At 53.8% G+C, this 18,641-nt stretch carries 19 protein-coding genes; 13 read left to right on the top strand and 6 right to left on the bottom strand.

Annotation, left to right across the window (positions count from 1 at the left end):
• Positions 1 to 118: 118 nt before the first annotated feature.
• Positions 119 to 784, bottom strand: coding sequence for a lysostaphin resistance A-like protein (locus ACMGGR_RS16350; RefSeq protein ID WP_414147340.1), 666 nt, complete (start codon positions 782 to 784; stop codon positions 119 to 121).
• A gap of 295 nt (positions 785 to 1,079) precedes the next feature.
• Here ACMGGR_RS16350 and ACMGGR_RS16345 point away from each other — a divergent pair, with 295 nt between their 5' ends.
• Together ACMGGR_RS16345 and ACMGGR_RS16340 are read left to right on the top strand one after the other, a co-directional pair.
• Positions 1,080 to 3,599: an EAL domain-containing protein gene (locus ACMGGR_RS16345; RefSeq protein ID WP_414147339.1), complete on the top strand. Its 2,520-nt coding sequence runs from the start codon at positions 1,080 to 1,082 to the stop codon at positions 3,597 to 3,599.
• A gap of 276 nt (positions 3,600 to 3,875) precedes the next feature.
• The gene (locus tag ACMGGR_RS16340; RefSeq protein ID WP_246758467.1) at positions 3,876 to 4,160 is read left to right on the top strand and encodes an I78 family peptidase inhibitor; all 285 of its coding nucleotides are present in this window, start codon (positions 3,876 to 3,878) and stop codon (positions 4,158 to 4,160) included.
• A 7-nt stretch (positions 4,161 to 4,167) separates the two neighbouring features.
• Here ACMGGR_RS16340 and ACMGGR_RS16335 read toward each other — a convergent pair whose 3' ends face one another.
• Together ACMGGR_RS16335 and ACMGGR_RS16330 are read right to left on the bottom strand one after the other, a co-directional pair.
• Entirely contained in the window at positions 4,168 to 4,740 is a 573-nt protein-coding gene (locus ACMGGR_RS16335; RefSeq protein WP_246758469.1) for a redoxin domain-containing protein, read from the bottom strand.
• A 399-nt stretch (positions 4,741 to 5,139) separates the two neighbouring features.
• A complete protein-coding gene (locus ACMGGR_RS16330) occupies positions 5,140 to 5,388 on the bottom strand; it encodes a biofilm development regulator YmgB/AriR family protein (RefSeq protein WP_246758471.1) in 249 nt (82 codons plus the stop codon).
• 524 nt (positions 5,389 to 5,912) lie between these two features.
• Here ACMGGR_RS16330 and cspA point away from each other — a divergent pair.
• Together cspA and ACMGGR_RS16320 are read left to right on the top strand one after the other, a co-directional pair.
• Complete coding sequence (gene cspA / locus ACMGGR_RS16325; RefSeq protein WP_125288360.1) at positions 5,913 to 6,125, top strand: RNA chaperone/antiterminator CspA; 213 nt, start codon at positions 5,913 to 5,915, stop codon at positions 6,123 to 6,125.
• Between the two features lie 139 nt (positions 6,126 to 6,264).
• Positions 6,265 to 7,473, top strand: coding sequence for a multidrug efflux MFS transporter (locus ACMGGR_RS16320; RefSeq protein WP_414147338.1), 1,209 nt, complete (start codon positions 6,265 to 6,267; stop codon positions 7,471 to 7,473).
• Here ACMGGR_RS16320 and ACMGGR_RS16315 read toward each other — a convergent pair.
• Positions 7,419 to 10,517, bottom strand: a complete 3,099-nt coding sequence (locus ACMGGR_RS16315) for a beta-galactosidase (protein ID WP_414147337.1) — start codon at positions 10,515 to 10,517, stop codon at positions 7,419 to 7,421. The genes ACMGGR_RS16320 and ACMGGR_RS16315 overlap by 55 nt on opposite strands.
• A gap of 274 nt (positions 10,518 to 10,791) precedes the next feature.
• Here ACMGGR_RS16315 and ACMGGR_RS16310 point away from each other — a divergent pair, with 274 nt between their 5' ends.
• Positions 10,792 to 10,938, top strand: a complete 147-nt coding sequence (locus tag ACMGGR_RS16310) for a hypothetical protein (RefSeq protein WP_414147336.1) — start codon at positions 10,792 to 10,794, stop codon at positions 10,936 to 10,938.
• Between the two features lie 250 nt (positions 10,939 to 11,188).
• Positions 11,189 to 12,721, top strand: a complete 1,533-nt coding sequence (locus tag ACMGGR_RS16305) for an FAD-dependent oxidoreductase (RefSeq protein ID WP_414147335.1) — start codon at positions 11,189 to 11,191, stop codon at positions 12,719 to 12,721.
• 37 nt (positions 12,722 to 12,758) lie between these two features.
• Here the strand turns inward: ACMGGR_RS16305 and proC are convergent, their stop codons facing one another.
• Entirely contained in the window at positions 12,759 to 13,568 is an 810-nt protein-coding gene (gene proC / locus ACMGGR_RS16300) for a pyrroline-5-carboxylate reductase (RefSeq protein WP_414148982.1), read from the bottom strand.
• Positions 13,569 to 13,670: 102 nt separating this feature from the next.
• Between proC and ACMGGR_RS16295 the strand changes: the two genes are divergently transcribed.
• From ACMGGR_RS16295 to ACMGGR_RS16285, 3 genes are all read left to right on the top strand, one after another.
• The gene (locus ACMGGR_RS16295) at positions 13,671 to 14,180 is read left to right on the top strand and encodes a hypothetical protein (RefSeq protein ID WP_414147334.1); all 510 of its coding nucleotides are present in this window, start codon (positions 13,671 to 13,673) and stop codon (positions 14,178 to 14,180) included.
• An 8-nt stretch (positions 14,181 to 14,188) separates the two neighbouring features.
• Positions 14,189 to 14,632: a DUF421 domain-containing protein gene (locus ACMGGR_RS16290; RefSeq protein WP_246758479.1), complete on the top strand. Its 444-nt coding sequence runs from the start codon at positions 14,189 to 14,191 to the stop codon at positions 14,630 to 14,632.
• 114 nt (positions 14,633 to 14,746) lie between these two features.
• Positions 14,747 to 15,199: a YaiI/YqxD family protein gene (locus ACMGGR_RS16285; protein ID WP_246758481.1), complete on the top strand. Its 453-nt coding sequence runs from the start codon at positions 14,747 to 14,749 to the stop codon at positions 15,197 to 15,199.
• A 122-nt stretch (positions 15,200 to 15,321) separates the two neighbouring features.
• Here the strand turns inward: ACMGGR_RS16285 and ACMGGR_RS16280 are convergent, their stop codons facing one another.
• Positions 15,322 to 16,044 carry a DUF2076 domain-containing protein gene (locus tag ACMGGR_RS16280; protein ID WP_414147333.1) on the bottom strand — a complete coding sequence of 241 codons (723 nt, stop codon included), beginning with the start codon at positions 16,042 to 16,044 and terminating at the stop codon, positions 15,322 to 15,324.
• 299 nt (positions 16,045 to 16,343) lie between these two features.
• On the opposite strand from ACMGGR_RS16280, the gene aroL reads away from it, so the two are divergent.
• From aroL to ppnP, 4 genes are all read left to right on the top strand, one after another.
• The gene (aroL, locus tag ACMGGR_RS16275) at positions 16,344 to 16,868 is read left to right on the top strand and encodes a shikimate kinase AroL (RefSeq protein ID WP_246758485.1); all 525 of its coding nucleotides are present in this window, start codon (positions 16,344 to 16,346) and stop codon (positions 16,866 to 16,868) included.
• A gap of 125 nt (positions 16,869 to 16,993) precedes the next feature.
• On the top strand, positions 16,994 to 17,185 hold the full coding sequence (locus ACMGGR_RS16270; RefSeq protein ID WP_246758486.1) for a YaiA family protein: 192 nt from the start codon (positions 16,994 to 16,996) through the stop codon (positions 17,183 to 17,185).
• Positions 17,186 to 17,572: 387 nt separating this feature from the next.
• Entirely contained in the window at positions 17,573 to 18,280 is a 708-nt protein-coding gene (locus ACMGGR_RS16265) for an AroM family protein (RefSeq protein ID WP_246758487.1), read from the top strand.
• A gap of 54 nt (positions 18,281 to 18,334) precedes the next feature.
• Positions 18,335 to 18,625, top strand: coding sequence for a pyrimidine/purine nucleoside phosphorylase (gene ppnP, locus ACMGGR_RS16260; RefSeq protein ID WP_246758488.1), 291 nt, complete (start codon positions 18,335 to 18,337; stop codon positions 18,623 to 18,625).
• The last annotated feature ends 16 nt before the right edge of the window (positions 18,626 to 18,641 follow it).

Below are 18,641 nucleotides of genomic sequence, written 5' to 3'. Positions count from 1 at the left end.
TAATTTGTCGGCGAGTGTAGATTACCTGGATGCCGGATAAATAGTAGATTATCCGCTATCGATATGCGAAATAGTTATAAGCAAAACCTATAGGTTATAAAAACTCAACATTTCGCTATCAATGCACAAAGGTTATCCATAGCCAGGGCGCTACGCCAATAAAGTTATTGAGCATATGTAGCGTGACAGAGAGTTTCAGGCCGCCGTAAAACCGGGCAAAGCAAAGCAGTAAAGAGAGCGCCGCCAGTGCGAACAGCGTTTGCAGATGAGTATATTGCGTGTGCAGCGCGGCAAAAATAAAAGAGGTCAGCAGCGCACAGGCCAGCCGCTGTCCGGGAACGGCAATCAGTAAACCCTGTAACAGAAAACCACGAAAAACAATCTCCTCCACGAGCGGGGCCAGCACCACCACCGCCAGCGAAAAGCCTGCCACGCGCCAGGCCGATACCTGCGTTTCACCGCCCAGCTGGCTGGCCGTCCAGCCTTCCTGCAGTAACCAAAAAGACTGGGAATAAATCAGACCAAGCAGTAGCAGGCTAAATATCAGCCACGGGCGCAGGGAAAATGTTCCCCAGGCGATGCCGCAGCGCTGACGATAGCGGCAATAGAGCGGCACCAGCACGACCAGTTCCAGCAGGCAGAGCGCCGGCATCAGCATGCCGTGTGCGGTCAAAAAAGAACGAAGCGGCGGCGTGCCTACGACCATCGTAATGCTGTACCAGATCAGGCAAATGCCTGCACACAGCAGGGCATCAGCAGCTTTGTCCGTGAGTTTATTCATCATTTTATTTCTGGCGGCGGAGTCGCGGATGGTAGCAAGCGTCATCCGCAGTGTCGAGACGATGGAATTACTCGCGACGGTATCTAAATTGTTCAGCTTCCAGGCCGATAGTGCTTTAACGATCGCGTCTGGAGGATAAATGGACCTGCGATTTTTTCAGATGCCAGTCAGGGTTTCACGAACAGGAAGTATTCGTCAGCCTGCAGGATAAGGTCCGAATTAAATGAATTTTTTTCCTATATTAAATCACCAGTTGCCCTACGGGCAGAAAACGACTTTTTTTACCCGAAGAATATTGATGGCGCTATCGCTTTTGCTCAGCGTCATGATGCTGCTTTCGATGATGATGGTTGTCGGCATTGCCTGGCGGCAGAACGAAGAGTCCGTTAAGCAAGAGAGCTTTCTGCTGCACAACGCCTGGAAGGATACGCGCCAGGATTTAATGACCAATATCCGGGATTACTCTTTCTGGGGCGAGGCCTGGAACCATCTGCATCTGAAAATGGACAAGGTCTGGGCTTTCGATCAGCAGAACCTGGGGCCGGGTTTATACAGCGAATATCATTATGAAGGCGTGTTTGTGGTAGATGGCCAGGGCCGCACTACCTATTCAGTCATTAACGGTAAGCTCAGTGATTTACCGCTGGAGAGCTGGCTGGGTATTTATGCCGCGCCGCTGATTGCCAAAGTAAGGCTGCTGGCGGCAGACGAAGGCGCTACTACGATGAATGCGATGATTGGCTCAACGCCCGCTATCGTGGCGGCGGCCCCCATTACTACGGGTAAAGTGCCTGGTCTGAAAACGCTGCCGGGGCCGCCTTCGGTCATGGTATTCGTTAGCCGCTTTACGCCGGAAAAACTGAAAATTTTTGGCGACAGCGTTGGGGTAGCCAATGCCCGTATTCCGGAAAGCTCGCAGGATGCTTTCATGACGCCTTTTATCCAGGAGCCCGTTGCGGATGCTATGCCCATTGTAATCCGTTGGGATTCAGATGAGCCGGGCCGGGAATTACTCTGGGTGCTGCTGCCGATGCTGCTGGCGGCCGCCATCGTGTTAGGGCTGGTGGCGCGCCGCGTCATTAATCACGCGATGCAAAATGCCCTGCTTTGTGACGAGCGGTTTTTGCAGCTGGTGCACAGCCAGCGCGAGCTGGCCGCCAGTGAAGCACGTTTCCGTGACGTGGCGGAAACGGCTTCGGACTGGATTTGGGAAACGGATGAAGCGGGCGTGATCAGCTATCTATCCGGGCGCTTTGTGGCGGCTACGGGCTATGCGGTAGAAAAGCTGCTGGATAAATCTCTCGATCATCTTTTGCAACACGATACGCAGCCGGTTTCCTGCTGGCTTTTGCAGCTGCGACTGGAAGATTGTTACCGCCAGTCGCTACGCTGCTACGTGATTACCGCCAGCGGTGAAAAACGAATTTGTAGCCTGGTAGCCAACGCGGTGGCAGTTAATGGCCAGATCGTCGGTTATCGCGGTACCGTATCCGACGTAACGCAAGAGATTGAATCGCAGGCGCGTATTCACTATCTGTCGCAGCACGATACGTTGACCGGCTTACCCAATCGGCTCTATATGAGCGAGTTTTTATTAAGCCGGCTACAGGCGCATCCTACGGCGGATCGTCCGCTGGTCTTGATCAGTCTCGATCTCGATCATTTTAAACCGATCAACGATACGTGGGGCCATGCGGCGGGTGACAGCGTGTTGAATGAGGTGGCTCACCGGTTACGCAGCGTGCTTAAGGCGGGCGACCTGGTATCACGCCAGGGCGGCGACGAATTTATTATTATCGTGTCGGATCTGCATGGCGAACAGGAGATTGACGCCTGCTGCCAGGCGCTGCTGGATGAAATTTGTCGGCCTTTCCAGCTGGGCCAGCAGGATATTTTTATCGGGGCGAGTATGGGGATTGCGCTGGCGCCGGATGATGCCATCCAGGCCGACGAGCTATTGCGGCTGGCGGACATCGCGCTCTATAAATCGAAGCGTGAAGGGCGCAATCGCTGGACGTGGTACAGCGCAGAAATGGCGGAACAGCTGGTGCTGCGCCGGGAAATGGAGCGAAACCTGCGTAAAGCGATTGCCGGTAACGAGCTGCGTTTATTCTACCAGCCGCGCTACTGTCTGAATAAATCCCGGCTGGACGGTGCCGAAGCGCTGATTCGCTGGGAACATCCGACCAGCGGCCTGATTATGCCGGATAAGTTTATTGCGCTGGCGGAAGAAACCGGCCTGATCCTTGATATCAGCAACTGGGTGTTGCACAAAGCCTGTCAGGATGCGCTGAGCTGGCCGAAGTCGATGTACGTTTCAGTGAATATTTCGCCAATGGAGTTTCGCGACGGTAACCTGGCGGTACGGGTCGCTCAGGCTTTACAGGCCAGCGGCCTGGAAGCAAGTCGTCTGGAACTGGAAATAACGGAAAATATTACTCTGGAGAATCCGCAGAGCGCGCTTGAGGTCATGCAGGCGCTGAAAGCGCTGGGCGTTAAGCTGACAGTAGATGACTTTGGCGCAGGCCATGCGTCGCTGGGCTATCTGAAAACGTTCCCGTTTGACGGGATGAAGATGGATCGTTCCTATATGAACGATTTTCCTCACTCCTCCCAGGCCATGTCCATTGTGGAAGGTATTATCGGGCTGGGGAAAGCTTTCTCGTTAACGGTGACGGCGGAAGGTATTGAAACGCGGGAACAGCTGCAGCAGTTACAGGCCATCGCCTGTCAGGAAGGGCAGGGCTACTATCTTGGACGACCTATGCCGCTGGAACGCTTTAACCGCTTGCTGGATGCGCCTGAACTTCCCTCCTGAAAACACCTTACCCACAACGTGAACAGCCCGCATAAAGCGGGCTGTTGTTTAGCGGACTTTTACCGCTATCAGCGTCATCATAGCTGCAAAAAGCACAAAAATTACCAGTTCCATGATCTTCTCCATTGCTAAGATAATTCCTAAATTTTAGCGCTTTGCCTGCGTTTTATTTGAACAATATGTGCCGTTTACTGTTGCCGTCAGCGCGCGTTTTTCTTCGATTGCGCAGATCTGCTACCCTTGCGGCAAGATGAAAAAACGGATCGGGGAGAAATCATGCATTTAATGAAAAAGATGGCGTGCGTAGCCGTACTGCTGGCGCTGGCCGGCTGTCAGTCTGCCGCGCATAAAAGCGCTAACGTAGATGATGAAGACCGCTGCGGTGCTGCGGATTATCAGCAATACGTGGGTAAACCGCTTTCGGCTATCAGCGATCTGCGCTTTGAACAGCCGGTACGTGCGATACCTTATAATTCAGCCGTAACAATGGACTTTAATCTTAACCGTCTGAACTTTTTAGGCGACAAGCAGGATAAGATTACCCGCGTGTACTGCGGCTAGCAGCCGGTTAATACCATTTCTTTACCCACCACAGGCGCAGCTGCATGCCCGTGGTGCTGGTCCAGCCGGTGGTGCTTTGCACCACCCGGCCTTTAGTCACGATCAGCAGCGTAGGCACAACGCTGATTCGCCACTGCGTTGCTATCTCGCCAGCAGGATCGTTAACCACCGGCATGGTTAAATGCTTGCCTCGCAGCAGACGGACAATCTGAATATCATTTCCTGAATGCTGTGCGATGGCCAGCACGTTATAACCGCTATCGCTCATCGCAATAAGGTTGCTGGTCGTATAGGTGCAGACGCTACAGCCGCTGGCCCAGAAATAAATAAGCAGAGGTTTTCTTGCGCTGAGTTCAGCAATGGTAAGCTTTCGGCCATCAATCGTATGCAGACTTTGCTGCGCAAACCCTTCAGGCGCTGTTGGCGCGCGAAAAAGATCGATTAACCACAGCAGCAGCGCTATCGACAGCAGCAGGAGAAAAAGGGTACGCAAGCCCTGGCTGACATTGTTGCGGGGGTAAAAACCAGAGGAAGAAAACCACGACGTTAGCTGCCTGCGCAGCGTTGAGCGTATTAGCATTTCCATTTACCTGAACAGACGCAGCGGATCCATCCGCTGCTGACAGGTTAAAGTGACAGGAGCATCATTTTAACCTTCTCTTGGTAAGACTCTTTCATGTTATGAAAGGTCTTGAACGTCACATTTCTGCAACAGCAAAGCGCTACCTTAGCTTACTACCAGCGGTGATGTTTTGATCTCACTACCGATATGCCCGCTCGCCGTATGCGGTTTAGTGCATTTTTCCTGAATTACCTGAATTACCTGAATTACCTGAATTACCTGAATTACCTGAATTACCTGAATTGTCCGGGTTGCCTGAATTGTCCGGGTTGCCTGAATTGTCCGGGTTGCCAGAGTTGGCCGATTTGCCAGAGTTGGCCGAGTTGTCCCGGTGGGCTTGCCGGATAGTTAACCTGCTCAGGGCGCTTCTTCTTCAAGCAGCTGCTTCAATAAGCTGCGGTAACTTTGCAGGCGTACTTCGTCTGTCTCTCCCTCCAGCCTTGCAATGACGGTGGCGATTAAGGCGTTACTGGTGCCGCGCCTGCCGCTACGCATTAGCTCGGTCATAATAGCCGCTAACAGCTCGCTCTCTTTTGGCGCGCTGAATGCCGGACTGTTAAAGTAATCTGTAATAGCACGGCCTGCGCCGGGTGCGTGATATACCATGGTAAACCTCCAGCAAAGCGCTATCGCAGGCCGGGTAGCCTGACAATAAGATCGGAAACGGAACGGACAGACCTGATTTACCGAAAAGGCAAATCGCCACTTAGCCTGGAAAATAAACAGGCGGGGATTTTATTAGTCTGGATGGGCGTGGAAGAATGTCCAGCCGCCGCAAAAATATTTTTATCTTTAAACAGCGCAGGCGTACTGTCCCGGTGAAGAATTGCGCGGGCATAATCTTATTTCCTGTCGCACAACATAAAATTATTTCCTTTAAAATTAGCGGATTGACATTAAATTACCTTTTTTTGGTCTGCGGGGCTTGTGCTGCGACGCCGGTTATGAGTAAATGCACCGTCGGTTTTGAAACAGACAACGTATGCGAGCAATTTTAGTAAAGCAGTTTTCAGTTAAAGCGTTATCTCAGATATCTCTTCTTCCTGACTTCCTTCTTGAGTGCCTCATAAGTCCATGCTGTTGACAAACCCCGCGCCCTTTGTGGCTTAATACTTTTGAAGGAAAGACAAATGTCTAACAAAATGACTGGTTTAGTAAAATGGTTCAACGCTGAGAAAGGTTTCGGCTTTATCTCCCCAACTGACGGCAGCAAAGACGTGTTCGTACACTTCTCTGCAATCCAGAACCAGGGTTTCAAAACTCTGGAAGAAGGTCAGAAAGTTGAATTCTCTATCGAAAACGGCCAGAAAGGCCCTGCAGCTGCTAACGTAACTGCACTGTAATTCGAGAGAATCTTTCAGGCCGTTGTTCTGCAACGCGCTCTGAAGACCAAAAACCCGCCCTCTGGCGGGTTTTTTGCGTTTAAGCCCGGCCTTGTTACACTCACTGCTCGCACTCTCCTGCAAGGCGCATAAAAATAAGATGGAATCCTGGAAGGTTAACCTTATTTCGGTCTGGTTTGGCTGTCTGTTTACCGGGCTGGCTATCAGCCAGATTATCCCCTTTCTGCCGCTTTATGTGGAACAGCTGGGCGTTACCGATCCCGCTTCGCTGACGCTCTGGTCCGGGTTGATATTCAGTATCACTTTTATGGTTTCCGCCGTGGTTTCACCCATGTGGGGCAGCCTTGCCGATCGCAAAGGCCGTAAGCTGATGCTGCTGCGCGCCTCGCTGGGCATGGGCGTGGTAATTTTCCTCCAGGCTTTTGTCAGCAACGTCTGGCAGCTACTGCTGCTGCGTGCGCTGATGGGGCTGACCTCCGGCTATATTCCTAACGCAATGGCGCTGGTGGCCTCTCAGGTACCGCGCGATCGTAGCGGCTGGGCGCTGAGTATGGTATCAACCGCGCAGATATGCGGCGTCATCATGGGGCCGCTGCTGGGCGGCTTTCTGGCCGACTGGGTGGGGCTGCGCGCTGTTTTTCTGATTACCGCCTGCCTGCTGCTAACCAGCTTTTTGATCACGCTGTTTCTGATCAAAGAGACCGGACACCGTAAAATCAGCAAGGCGGAGAAGCTCAGCGGCAGCATGGTGTTTCGTTCGCTTAGCCATCCTGGTCTGATTATCAGCCTGTTTATGACCACGCTGGTTATCCAGCTTTGCAACGGCTCCATTAGCCCAATTTTGACGCTGTTTGTGCGGCAGCTGGAGCCGAACGTAGAAAATATTGCGTTTATCAGCGGCGTGGTTGCGGCGATCCCGGGCGTATCGGCGCTTTTTTCCGCGCCGCGCCTGGGCAAGCTGGGTGACAGAATTGGCGCTCAGCGCATTCTTTTTGCCGCGCTGACGCTGACCATCGTACTGTTTATCGCCATGTCCTGGGCCGGAAGCGCGCTACAGCTGGGCGCGCTGCGCTTTTTGCTGGGGTTTGCTGAAGGCGCGATGATGCCTGCGGTGCAAACCCTGCTGCTGCGCTATTCCAGCGAGCGCATAACGGGCCGTATTTTTGGCTACAACCAGTCGTTTATGTATCTGGGTAACGTGGTTGGCCCGCTAATTGGCTCAGGTGTTTCCGCCATTGGCGGCTTCCGTTGGGTCTTCGCCGCCACGGCGGTAGTGGTGCTGATCAATACCGTTCAGCTGGCGCTGGTCTGGCGTCGTAGAGATACCGGCGCAAAGGTGACAGCATAGCGATAGCGTTGGGCGGAGAGCAAAAACGCCGGGCTGACGCTCGGGCTCCATGAATCATCCCCGCCAATACCCATATGCCAGCCGTCAAGGTGCAGCCAGCAGCCTTCTTCCGCTTTAAGCAGGTGACGATGCGAGGTATCCCGCAGCTGCTCCAGGCCGAATCTACCCAGCGAAAAACAGAAGTCGCCGCTGATATGCACCGCGCCCGCAGTCAGCTCTTTAGTGCCGCCGCGCAGGCCGTTTTCGCAGGGGAAAACATACGGGGTATAAAGATCTTCCAGCGGTAGCGTCCAGCGGGAGAACTGCGCCGAGAGCTGCCGATCCGGATAGTTTTCATGGGGCCCAAGGCCAAGCCAGCTTACGGTTTCAGGGCGCTGATTCAGCTGGCAGCGCAGACCAATCCTCGCCGGTGAAGGCAAACCTGCCGCCACGCTGACCTCAACGTCCAGCGTCATTTCGCCCGCGCCGTTAATGCGGTAACGCTTACTGCTAAGGAATTTCAGCTCGTTCTGGGCGCGCCAGGCATGCAGCGTGGTCAGCTGTACGCCATTGCTTAACGAATCACACTGCATTTCAAGCAGCTCGCTTTCCAGCTGGTTAAAACCGGCACGCTGCCAGCGCTCAATCCACGCGTTGGGATCGACCTTTGTCACCTCGCTGATGCCAATATCGTTATCAATCGGCGCACGCACAAAGCTATCGCGCAGGGGGGAAAGCAGCTGCGGCTCTCCGTCAATATGCCACTGCACCAGCTCGCCGCTTTGCGGTGAAAAATGCCAGCTCTGCTGACCAAGCGTAACGGTAATTTCCGCAGTAGTCTGGTCTAACCGTGGCGCGGGCAAATCTGGCAGCGGCCGGGGAAGGGCAAGCTGTGCAGGCAATTGCCACTGATCCCACGCCACGCGATGGCCTTCGTCTGACCAGCTGGTAGCGCCCGGTTGTATAACGGCCACGTTTAGCCAAAGTTCACCGGCCAGCGCTGGCAGCTCGCCTAAATCCAGCGTCGCCGTCCCTTGCGGCATCAGCTTCAGCGGCAGTTCGCCACCGGTAATCTTTTGTCCGTTCTGTTCAATCTGCCAGTGTAGCTGCTCGTTATCCGTGGAGCGGAACAGGTATTCGCTGGTGACTTTTAGCCGCAATGGCGTACTGCTTTCCAGAGCGAACTGGAAGAACTGCTGGGCGCGCTGCGCTTCAAACAGCGCCGGATGCGGCGAACGATCGGCAAAAACCAGCCCGTTCATGCAAAACTGGCGGTCGTTTGGCTTATCGCCAAAGTCGCCGCCGTAGGCCTGCCAGGCGTTGCCCTGCTCATCATAGCGGGTCAGGCTTTGGTCAACCCAGTCCCAGACGAAACCGCCCTGAAGGCGTGGGAACTGGCGAAACGCCTGCCAGTAGTCAGCAAACCCGCCCAGGCTGTTGCCCATCGCGTGCGCATACTCGCACAGGATCAGCGGCCGGTTTTCTTCCGCCAGGCCAATCCACTTTTTAATTGCCCATTTAGGAACGGCCTCAAAAGGCTGGTCCTGATCTACCCGGGCGTACATCGGGCAAATAATATCGGTAGCTGCCGTATCCGCGCCGCCACCTTCATACTGAACGGGCCGCGTGGGATCGCTGCTTTTTACCCAGCGGTACAGCGCATCGTGCGTGCTGCCGTGGCCCGACTCATTACCCAGCGACCAGATAATAATGCTGGGATGGTTCCTGTCGCGCTGCACCATTCTGGTCACGCGTTCGCTGAAGGCATGGAACCATTGCGGATCGTCAGACAGGCGATTCATCGGCTGCATGCCGTGCGTTTCGATATTGGCTTCGTCCACCACATACAGGCCGTAACGATCGCACAGGCGATACCAGAGCGGATGATTAGGGTAATGCGAGCAGCGCACGGCGTTGAAGTTATGCTGTTTCAGGAGCCGGATATCGCGCAGCATCGTCGCTTCATCCATTACCTGGCCATTTTCCGGATGATGCTCGTGGCGGTTAGCGCCGCGGATCAGCAAAGGTTTGCCGTTGAGCTTCAGCAGCCCCCGGTCAATTTCTATTTTACGAAAGCCCACGTCAAAGGCTTCCACTTCCACCAGCCTGTCTTCGGCATCGAACAGCGCCACGGTAGCGCGATAGAGCGCAGGCGTTTCCGCACTCCACAACGCCGGGCGGTCAATATGCAGATTCAGGGTAACGCGATCCGGATAGCGTCCGCGCTCGTCAATGACCTGGCTCCCGAACGGCTGCCGAAGTTGTGCAATGCAGCTATCGCCCTGATACAGCGTGACTTCCGCCTGATAACCTTCCGCCGCCGTTTGCGAGCAGACGGCCAAAACCTGCAGGCGGGCACTGAGCAGTTCCGGGCTGAGATGCGTTGCAATCTGCACGTCCTGAAGATGCACGTCAGGCTTATGCAGCAGGCTTACGTCGCGGAAAATACCGCTCATGCGCCACATGTCCTGATCTTCCAGGTAGCTACCGTCGCTCCAGCGCAGCACCAGCACTGCCAGACGGTTTTCGCCCGCCTGCACGGCGTGAGTCAGTTCAAATTCAGCGGGCAGGCGGCTGTCCTGTGAATAGCCAATGAAGTGGCCGTTGCACCACAGGTAAAAGGCCGAACTGACGCCGTCAAACTGGATACGGATTTGCCCTGCTGCCAGCCACGCCTCGTCGCACTGAAAGGTTCGTGAATAACAGCCGGTTGGGTTATCCGCGGGCACGTACGGCGGATTAACCAGAAAAGGATACTGCACGTTGGTGTAAATGGGCGCGTCATAGCCCGCGAGCTGCCAGTTAGAGGGCACGGCCAGCGGACTCGCGTCGTCAAGATCCTGCAAGAGCCAGCTTTCCGGCACCTGTTCTGGTCGTGTGAAATAGCTAAAGTTCCAGTAGCCGTTCAGCCATTGCCTTTGCTGGCTGGGCAGATCTTCTTTTGCCGCCTGAAGCGAGCGCCAGCTGGAAAAAGGGGGATGCGCGGCCAGGCGATGGTGCTGCGTTACGCCAGGGTTTTCCCAGTCCCGATCACTGAGCCGTTGTTGCAGAGAGAGCGATCTCATGATTGATACCTCATTGTTTTTCTGCGCTCACACTGATTTGAAACGGGAAACCTGTAAAGCTGAATGCGTTCAAGTTGCGAGGCATCTCGCAGCAAATTATCTGCGCTTTTTCCGGAAAGCTGTCCTTTACTTAAGGTTATCTGCTGGTTTGTGCAATGAAAGCGTTAAGCGCGGTTACGCCGCGTAAAAACGGACCCGAACAGGAGTTTTCTGCATTGTCGCCAGCAACAACGACGCTTACTATCAGCGCCATTGTTACCACGAGGAAAGAGCTATGAGTCGTTTGATTAAAGCAGTAAGTGTGGTTGCGCTGGTAACAGCACTCAGTGGATGTCTGTTCCCACCTCCGGGTGGTGGCGGCGGCGGTGGTTGGGGCGGCGGCGGCGGTCCTCGCGGCGGCTTCTCACAAGGCCCTCACTGATAATGAGAAAACCGGAGAAAATTTCTCCGGTTTTTTTTGGCCGCAATTTACCGGGACGTCTTCTGCACGTTATCTTGTGGTGGCCATCATCCCGCCTGGCGTAATAATTTTTCCAGGGAAATAGTTTTTATAAAACAGTTGGTTAATCGTTAATTCCCCTGACTTTCCTTTCTTGTTATGGCCGTTCCCCCTGTAAATGCCAGGCTTATTAGTTCTGATAATGCATAAGATAAAAAGAAAGGAGCCTGTCGTGAGCTATCAAAATGCTATGGTTTTGCAGGATTTACCGCAGCTGACACCGGTGAGAGTACCGATTGGCGAGCAGGAGATTCTGCTTATTCGCGAAAAAGAAGAGGTGAAAGCCTACCAGGCGAAATGTCCTCACTCCGGCGCGCCGCTTGAACAAGGCGCGATCTATGATGGCTATCTGGTTTGTCCCTGGCATAAAGCCAACTTTGCTATCAGCGACGGTAGCCTTTGTGAGCCGCTGGCCTTAAGCGATCTGCAACGTTACCCGGTCAGAATTGAAAACGGCATGATCCAGGTAAGTCCGCAGGCGCTTCCTCCGCTTTATCGTTTTTCTGAAGAAGATGATGAACCGGTTTTCGTTATCTTAGGGACGGGAGCGGCAGGCGCGGCGGCGGCCTGGACACTACGTCGGGAAGGGTTCAAAGGACGTCTGGTGCTGGTAGACCGGGAAGCTGAAGCCCCTTACGACCGCACCGTATTAACCAAGTTTGTGCCGTCCGGTAACATGGCGATTGAAGATGTTCCGCCTTTGCTGGATGAGGATTTCTGGCACTATGCCGAACGCAAACAGGGAGATGTGGAGCAGCTGGACAGCCGCGAACAGCTTTTGCGCTTCGCCGACGGCTCAACGCTGAAATATGACAAGCTGCTGATTGCGAGCGGCGGCATTCCACAGCGGCCCGATTTTAACGGCAAGGCACTGTTTGGCGTGCACGTACTGCGCAGTCTCGAACAGGCGGCAACGCTGCTGCAGGAAGTGGATGAAACGAGCCAGCTGGCGATAGTGGGCAACAGTTTTATCGCTATGGAGCTGGCCTCTGCTTTACGTGCGCAAAACGTTAAAGTTCAGGTTATTGCGCGCGATCCGCTGCCGTTTAAAAAGCAGTTTGGTGAGCAGATCGCCACTTACTTTCGTGAACTGCACGAAGAGAAAGGCGTGGAGTTTATTGAGGGCGAAGTGGCAGAATTGCAGAACGATAACGGCAAAGTAAGCGGCGTGGTGCTGAAAAGCGGCACCGTTGTTCCTGCCGATGTTGTTCTGCTGGCAACGGGCGTCGCGCCAGGCACCGGCTTTATTCACGATATCCCGCTTAACGATGACGGCAGCCTGACCAGCAATGAGTTTCTTGAAATTGCCAATAACGTCTGGAGCGCTGGCGATATTGCTAAATTCCCTGGCGCTTCTGGTTCGATGCGTATTGAGCACTGGCGCGTGGCGCAGCAGCAGGGCAGAGTCGCCGCCAAAAATATGCTCGGCAGAGGCGAGGCTTTCGATCGCGTTCCCTTTTTCTGGACGGCGCAGTTTGGTACGCGCTACGAATATCTGGGACATGCCCAGGAATGGGACGATTTCCAGCTGATTGGCTCGCTGAAGGAGAAAACCTTTGTGGCGCTGTATGGCCAGAAAGGCCAGCTTGCCGCCGTGACTTCATGCGGAATGTACACCTTTACCGCCGAACTGGTGCGCAGAATGCAAAAACCGATGACCATGGCGGAGGCGGCGGCGCTGGCGCAAAAAGCCGTGCTGGGCTGACGACGTTGCGCCCCTCGCTGATGAGGGGCGCGCTATATCAGGCTTTGCTCATACGTTCTGATTTCGCCATACATTGCTGCATCGCTTCTATAATCGCCGCACGAAAGCCTTTTTCTTCCAGCACTTTTACCGCTTCGATAGTGGTACCGCCCGGCGAGCAGACAATATCTTTTAGCTCGCCAGGATGCTTGCCGGTTTCCAGCACCATTTGCGCCGAGCCTTTTACCGCCTGTGCCGCAAACTGGTAAGCCTGGGCTCTTGGCATGCCGCCAAGCACGGCGGCGTCGGCCATCGCTTCGATAAACATAAACACGTAGGCCGGTGCGGAACCGCTGACGCCCACCACCGCGTGGATTTGATATTCCGGAACCAGCGCCGCTTTACCAAAGCCGTTGAAAATGGCCACGATCTCGTCCGCTTCTTCTTTGGTAACCAGAACGTTTGGCGTAACGGAGGTCATGCCTTCGTTAACCAGCGCAGGCGTGTTAGGCATAACGCGCACCAGTTTACGATCGTGACCCAGCGCCTGAGCCAGCGAGTCCAGCGTCACGCCAGCAGCGATAGAAACGACAAGGGTATCTTTGTTTAAACAGCCGGAGATCTCCTTCAGCACGCTGAGAATAACGTTGGGTTTGACCGCACCAAACAGAATATCCGCCTGCTTTGCTACCTCTTCCGCACTGTTGCCCGGCGTGATGCCGTACTCTTTATGCATCGCCTGGTTGGTCTCAGGTTTATGGTCATAAACCCAGATGTTCTCTGCTTTCACCTGGCCTGCGCGAACCAGCCCGCCAATGATGGCTTTAGACATATTGCCGCAGCCAATAAAACCAATCTTCTTCTCCATCTCGATACCTTTTTGCATTTTCATCGCTTCCAGCTTACGTCATTAAGCTGGTTAATTCAGCTTCGGCTACGCTTAAACAACAGCAGACGGTCCGAGGTGGCAGTGAAAAATAAAGATGAAGAGCGCAGCCGCCGCTATCCGGTGGTGGAACATATGCGCTGGCAAATTCTGGAGTGGAAAATACAGCGTATCGGCTATGCCTGCCTGTTTACCATCGTACTGCTTGGCGCGTGCGGTTTGTTTTCTAAGGGCGTATTAAGCGATACGGGAAAGGCTACTGACGATGGAAGCTTACAGGTTGAGTACGAGCGTTTTGGGCGGCTCGACAGCGATATGGCGATGACCATCAGGGTGAAGCCGCAGCAGGAACACTTTACGCTGAAGATCAGCGGGGAAGAGATGGATAATTTCCAGATCCAGTCGCTACAGCCGCAACCGCAACGGGCTACCAGCAGCAAAAATGCGCTGGAACTGAGCTGGGATATGCCGCGCAGTCCTGCCGGTGCGACGGTCTGGATTGGCCTGCAGGCGCAAAATCCTGGCCGCTATCCGGTCACCGTTACGCTGGACCAGCAGGCCAGCGTGCATTTTACCCAGTGGATCTACCCTTAGGAGCAGATATGGAAACCGTTTTACGGGCTACCAGCATCTATTTTGTGTTGATGGTGGTGCTAAAAATTGCCGGACGCCGCACGCTGCTTGAAATGACCTCGTTTGATTTGATCCTGCTGCTGATTATCAGTGAAGCTACCCAGCAGGCGCTGTTGGGTAATGATTTCTCCGTAACGGGTGCTTCGCTGACGATTATTACGCTGATAGTGGTCGACATCCTGTTTGGCATGATGAAAGCACGCTTTCCACGTCTGGACCTGCTGATTAACGGCAGCGCGCTGATTCTGGTGGAGAATGGCAATTTACTGACGGAACGGGCGCAGCGGGCGGGCATTTCAAAAGACGATATTCTTAACTCCGCCCGCACCTCGGCAGGTCTGGAGCGTTTAGATCAAATCAAATTCGCCATTCTGGAGACCAATGGCAAAATCAGCATCATTCCCATGAAGTAACGCATTTTTAGCCCGCCCGCTGCATAAATAAGTATCCGGCGGTGCAGAAGGGTTGCCATTTTTGAAAAGGCAGGCAAGATCGCTGTCAGTATGTGCTGATAAAAGGAAAGGGCGATGCCGGTCTGGGTAGATGCGGACGCATGTCCAAAAGTGATTAAAGAGGTGCTCTACCGTGCGGCGGAGCGTGAGCAAATAATGGTAACGCTGGTCGCCAACCAGTCCTTAAGCGTCCCGCCTTCAAAATTTTTACGTACGCTGCGCGTACCGGCCGGGTTTGACGTGGCGGACAATGAGATTGTTCGTCGTGCAGAGCCTGGCGATTTGGTGATTACCGGCGATATTCCGCTGGCGGCAGAAGTCATGGAGAAAGGGGCCGTGGCGCTGAACCCTCGCGGAGAACGCTATAGCGAAGCCACCATCAGGGAAAGGCTGACGATGCGCGACTTTATGGATACGATGCGGGCAAGCGGCGTGCAGACCGGCGGCCCGGCCACGCTGAGCCAGCGCGATCGCCAGCAGTTTGCCAACGAGCTGGATAAATGGCTACAGGCGCAGAAAGCTAAATAGCCTGTAAAACCGGTATGCCTCAGCGCCTTGGGGAGCACCAGAGGCAAAAAAGGCGGGAAAATCCCGCCTTTTTGTTACTCAATCAACGCCGTTATCTGCTCGGATAAAAGCCTGGAAAGCGGTCAGACAAAGCTGTCGTCGTCAAAATCGTCACTACCAAAATCATCATTACTGTAGTCGCTGGTGTAATCCTGCGGCAGGCCAGCGTCCTGATTCAGAAATGGCGCGTCGGTACCGTTGTTAAAGGTATCCAGATTATTGTCGAAGCTTTCCTGCGGCATCGCCGGTTCGTTAATGATGTTAACGATCTCTTCCGGCTGAGAATGATGGAACATGCTGGTCAGCATATCCGCCATGACCACACCGCCCGCCACGCCAACCGCCGTTTGCAGCGCGCCGCCTAAAAAGCCTCTGGTCGCAGAAGGCGCGGCCGGGGCAGAATAGGGCTGTTGCTGCGCATTATTCCACGCTGGCTGCTGCTGGTTGTTATTCCAGGATTGCTGCTGTGGCTGCGGCGCATTACCCCAGGGTGCAGATTGCGCCTGCTGCTGCTGCTGACGACCGCCGCCAAAAAGACCCGAAAGAAAGCCGCCGCTGCTTTGCTGTGGCTGCTGCTGCTGTTGGGCCAGCCGGGCTTCCAGTTCACTTACCCGATTGTTTAGCTGCTTCATTGCCGCTTCCTGGATCAGGATTGCCTGCGCCATATAGTAAGGCGCGCCTGGCTGCTGCTGTAGCTGCTGCTGGATCAGTTTTTCCGCCGCCGCGTCGCGCGGGCCAGACTGTGTTTCAGCCTGTTTTAGTCGGCCAAACAGGCTTTCAATTAACTTTTGTTCTTCGCTCTGCATAGGAGATCCTTAATTACGGGCTGTACTGTTTATTTTGGGACAGTTCAGGGGAAAGTAAACGGCCTTCGGGTAAGAAAATGTTGCCGTGCCTTGCGGCTATTTAAAGTTCGTGTAACGTTATCATTACACGGTTTTTATTGTTTACGATCAATGACATGTTCTATTGATAGCGGGGGAAGGGTGTAAAGAAAAAGTGACTACTGGTGAGCAGAAAGAATTCTCGGTATGATGCCCGGCACACATTATTAACGCCTGTCGCTATCAAAATAGCCCGTATGTAGCGCTGAGGAGCACTTGTTATGTCCTTACCCATTTATCTTATCGGCGCACGCGGCTGCGGAAAAACTACCGTTGGTCATGCTTTGGCTCAGGTACTGGGTTACGCTTTTTGCGATACCGATAGCCACCTACAGCAGTCTACGGGACGAACCGTGACGGAGATTGTGGCAACGGAAGGATGGGAAGGCTTTCGCCAGCGCGAGTCGCTTTCGCTGCAGGCGGTAACGGCAAAAAATACCGTGATCGCCACCGGCGGCGGCATGGTGCTGGCAGAGCAAAATCGTCAGTACATGCGCGAACAAGGGCAGGTTATCTATCTGCAGGCCGAAGCTGGCGTGCTTGCTGCAAGGCTGGAAGCCTATCCGGAGCAGGCGCAGCGTCCTACGTTGACCGGACGTCCTATCGCAGATGAAATGGTCGAGGTGCTGGCCGCCCGCGAGGCGCTTTACCATCAAGCTGCCCACTACGTGGTCAATGCCATGCAGCATCCGGATGCCGTCATAGAAAAAATTATCAGCCTGCTTTCCCTTGCTCGTGCCAGCTAGCGACGATTTTTCTCAACTTATTCCTGATGTGCAGAGAATTGTCAGCCTTTGTCTATACTTGAAGAACGACAGTTGCCCGCCAGCTTTATTGCGGCCAGCTCTAATTCTTTAAGGAGGGAAGTTGTATGCCAGGCAGACCGCCATATCCTCGTGAAGCGCATGTTGTTCCGATCAAAAAAGGAACGGCTGACAATAGTAAAACATGGTACGAACTGCGTGCCGATCACCCTAAGCCAGATACGTTAATTAGCGAACACGAAAGCGAACAGGAAGCTATTGACGCCAAAGCCCGTTACGAAGACGTCGAAAAAGAGTAGGGCGTGCCGGCAGGGATGCCGCGTGATTCTTTACCCCGACTCAGAAAAGTAATGTAAGCGCTACCATGGAGAGTTCAGGTAATGCTGCTGCCCAAAGGGCAATAAACGTTTCTTTTTCGGGCGGTCGGGAGAAAAGAGAGAGGATTTTTATTTAATTCCTTTATTTTCAATATATTTTGCTGTCTGCTCTTAGAAAATTATCGGCATTAAGGCTTGACCATCCCTGCTCAGCAACCTATTTTCGCTGAACGGTTTTACGAAAAAAGCCTGACGCTTTCCATCAGCCATCAACTGGACAGACCATTGACCGACATCATCACTACCTTACCTTCCAGCACTGTACAGCCGACTTTTTCCGGAATGAATTCTCTGTTTTCCGGAAGCTTTATGTCGGATATGTTGAATGATGCGGAAAGTAACTTTAAAAAAGTGGCTACCTTAACGTTAGGAAAGGCGCCTCGCAGAGATCTGATTCCTTTGCTGCTGGAACACCTGCCTGAAGAAAATATTGTCCATTTTGGACTGCTTGATGGCCTTTCCATGGCCGAAATCGAGCGTCTGTATGGGCCGGTAGCAGGTGAGAAAATGGCGATGACGCATATGGAAGATGGCTCTTACGTGGTGCTGTCAGCAGCAAAAGTGGAAGCCGCGTTACAGAATCTGATCGGCGAGCTTGAGCGCAAAGGATTTGAAAATATCCTTGTGCTGTGCGCTGGCGAATATAAAGGCCTGAAGACTAAAAACGCCATCCTGCTGGATTCGTACCGCATGCTGCCTCCGCTGGTCGATGCCATTATCGGCGGCCAGCAACCGGGCGTGATGGTTGCGCGGGAAGAGTATCTGGGCGAGCAGGCTTACAAATGGCAGGGCCTGGCCTCTACGCCGTGCTTCGCCGTGGCCAGCCCGTGGGCGATTGATGATGATGAGCTGATTGACGCGGCTTTACAGCTACAGGAGCAGGGCGCAGACGTTCTGGTGCTTGACTGCCTTGGCTATCACCAGCGCCATCGTGATTTTTTACAAAAACTGCTGGGTATTCCCGTTCTGCTTTCCAATGCGTTGCTGGCCAAGCTGGCAGCGGATCTGGTGGATTAACATTGCAGGCGGAAGCCGGCCAATCTGTGTTCTTTACTGGTTAAGGATAATTTTATGCTCAACGTCAGTGAGTACTTTGAAGGAAAGGTAAAATCCATTGGGTTTGACAGCGCCAGCACCGGCCGCGCCAGCGTGGGCGTGATGGCTGAAGGTGAATACACCTTTGGCACCGGCCAGCCGGAAGAGATGACCGTCGTGAGCGGATCGCTGAAGGTGCTGCTGCCGGAAGAAACCGAATGGCGCCATTATGAACCCGGCGAAGTTTTTCACGTGCCGGGCCACAGCGAATTCCACCTGCAGGTTGCCGAGCCTTCCGCCTATCTGTGCCGCTATCTGAAAGATTAAAAGAAAAAGGCCGGGG

The sequence above is a fragment of the Erwinia sp. BNK-24-b genome (assembly GCF_047456155.1).
GTDB classification, from domain to species: domain Bacteria; phylum Pseudomonadota; class Gammaproteobacteria; order Enterobacterales; family Enterobacteriaceae; genus Erwinia; species Erwinia phyllosphaerae.
Note: the sequence above shows the minus strand (reverse complement) of the source record. Positions and strands in the feature narration are given on the sequence as shown.

Coding starts and splice junctions, on each gene's coding strand:
- ACMGGR_RS16270 (WP_246758486.1), top strand. CDS start 16,994: ATGCCAGGCAGACCGCCATATCCTCGTGAAGCGCATGTTGTTCCGATC.
- ACMGGR_RS16315 (WP_414147337.1), bottom strand. CDS start 10,517: ATGAGATCGCTCTCTCTGCAACAACGGCTCAGTGATCGGGACTGGGAA.
- ACMGGR_RS16265 (WP_246758487.1), top strand. CDS start 17,573: ATGTCGGATATGTTGAATGATGCGGAAAGTAACTTTAAAAAAGTGGCT.
- ACMGGR_RS16345 (WP_414147339.1), top strand. CDS start 1,080: ATGGCGCTATCGCTTTTGCTCAGCGTCATGATGCTGCTTTCGATGATG.
- cspA (WP_125288360.1), top strand. CDS start 5,913: ATGTCTAACAAAATGACTGGTTTAGTAAAATGGTTCAACGCTGAGAAA.
- proC (WP_414148982.1), bottom strand. CDS start 13,568: ATGGAGAAGAAGATTGGTTTTATTGGCTGCGGCAATATGTCTAAAGCC.
- ACMGGR_RS16320 (WP_414147338.1), top strand. CDS start 6,265: ATGGAATCCTGGAAGGTTAACCTTATTTCGGTCTGGTTTGGCTGTCTG.
- ACMGGR_RS16280 (WP_414147333.1), bottom strand. CDS start 16,044: ATGCAGAGCGAAGAACAAAAGTTAATTGAAAGCCTGTTTGGCCGACTA.
- ACMGGR_RS16285 (WP_246758481.1), top strand. CDS start 14,747: ATGCCGGTCTGGGTAGATGCGGACGCATGTCCAAAAGTGATTAAAGAG.
- ACMGGR_RS16310 (WP_414147336.1), top strand. CDS start 10,792: ATGAGTCGTTTGATTAAAGCAGTAAGTGTGGTTGCGCTGGTAACAGCA.
- ACMGGR_RS16290 (WP_246758479.1), top strand. CDS start 14,189: ATGGAAACCGTTTTACGGGCTACCAGCATCTATTTTGTGTTGATGGTG.
- ACMGGR_RS16330 (WP_246758471.1), bottom strand. CDS start 5,388: ATGGTATATCACGCACCCGGCGCAGGCCGTGCTATTACAGATTACTTT.
- ACMGGR_RS16335 (WP_246758469.1), bottom strand. CDS start 4,740: ATGCTAATACGCTCAACGCTGCGCAGGCAGCTAACGTCGTGGTTTTCT.
- ppnP (WP_246758488.1), top strand. CDS start 18,335: ATGCTCAACGTCAGTGAGTACTTTGAAGGAAAGGTAAAATCCATTGGG.
- aroL (WP_246758485.1), top strand. CDS start 16,344: ATGTCCTTACCCATTTATCTTATCGGCGCACGCGGCTGCGGAAAAACT.
- ACMGGR_RS16350 (WP_414147340.1), bottom strand. CDS start 784: ATGATGAATAAACTCACGGACAAAGCTGCTGATGCCCTGCTGTGTGCA.
- ACMGGR_RS16340 (WP_246758467.1), top strand. CDS start 3,876: ATGCATTTAATGAAAAAGATGGCGTGCGTAGCCGTACTGCTGGCGCTG.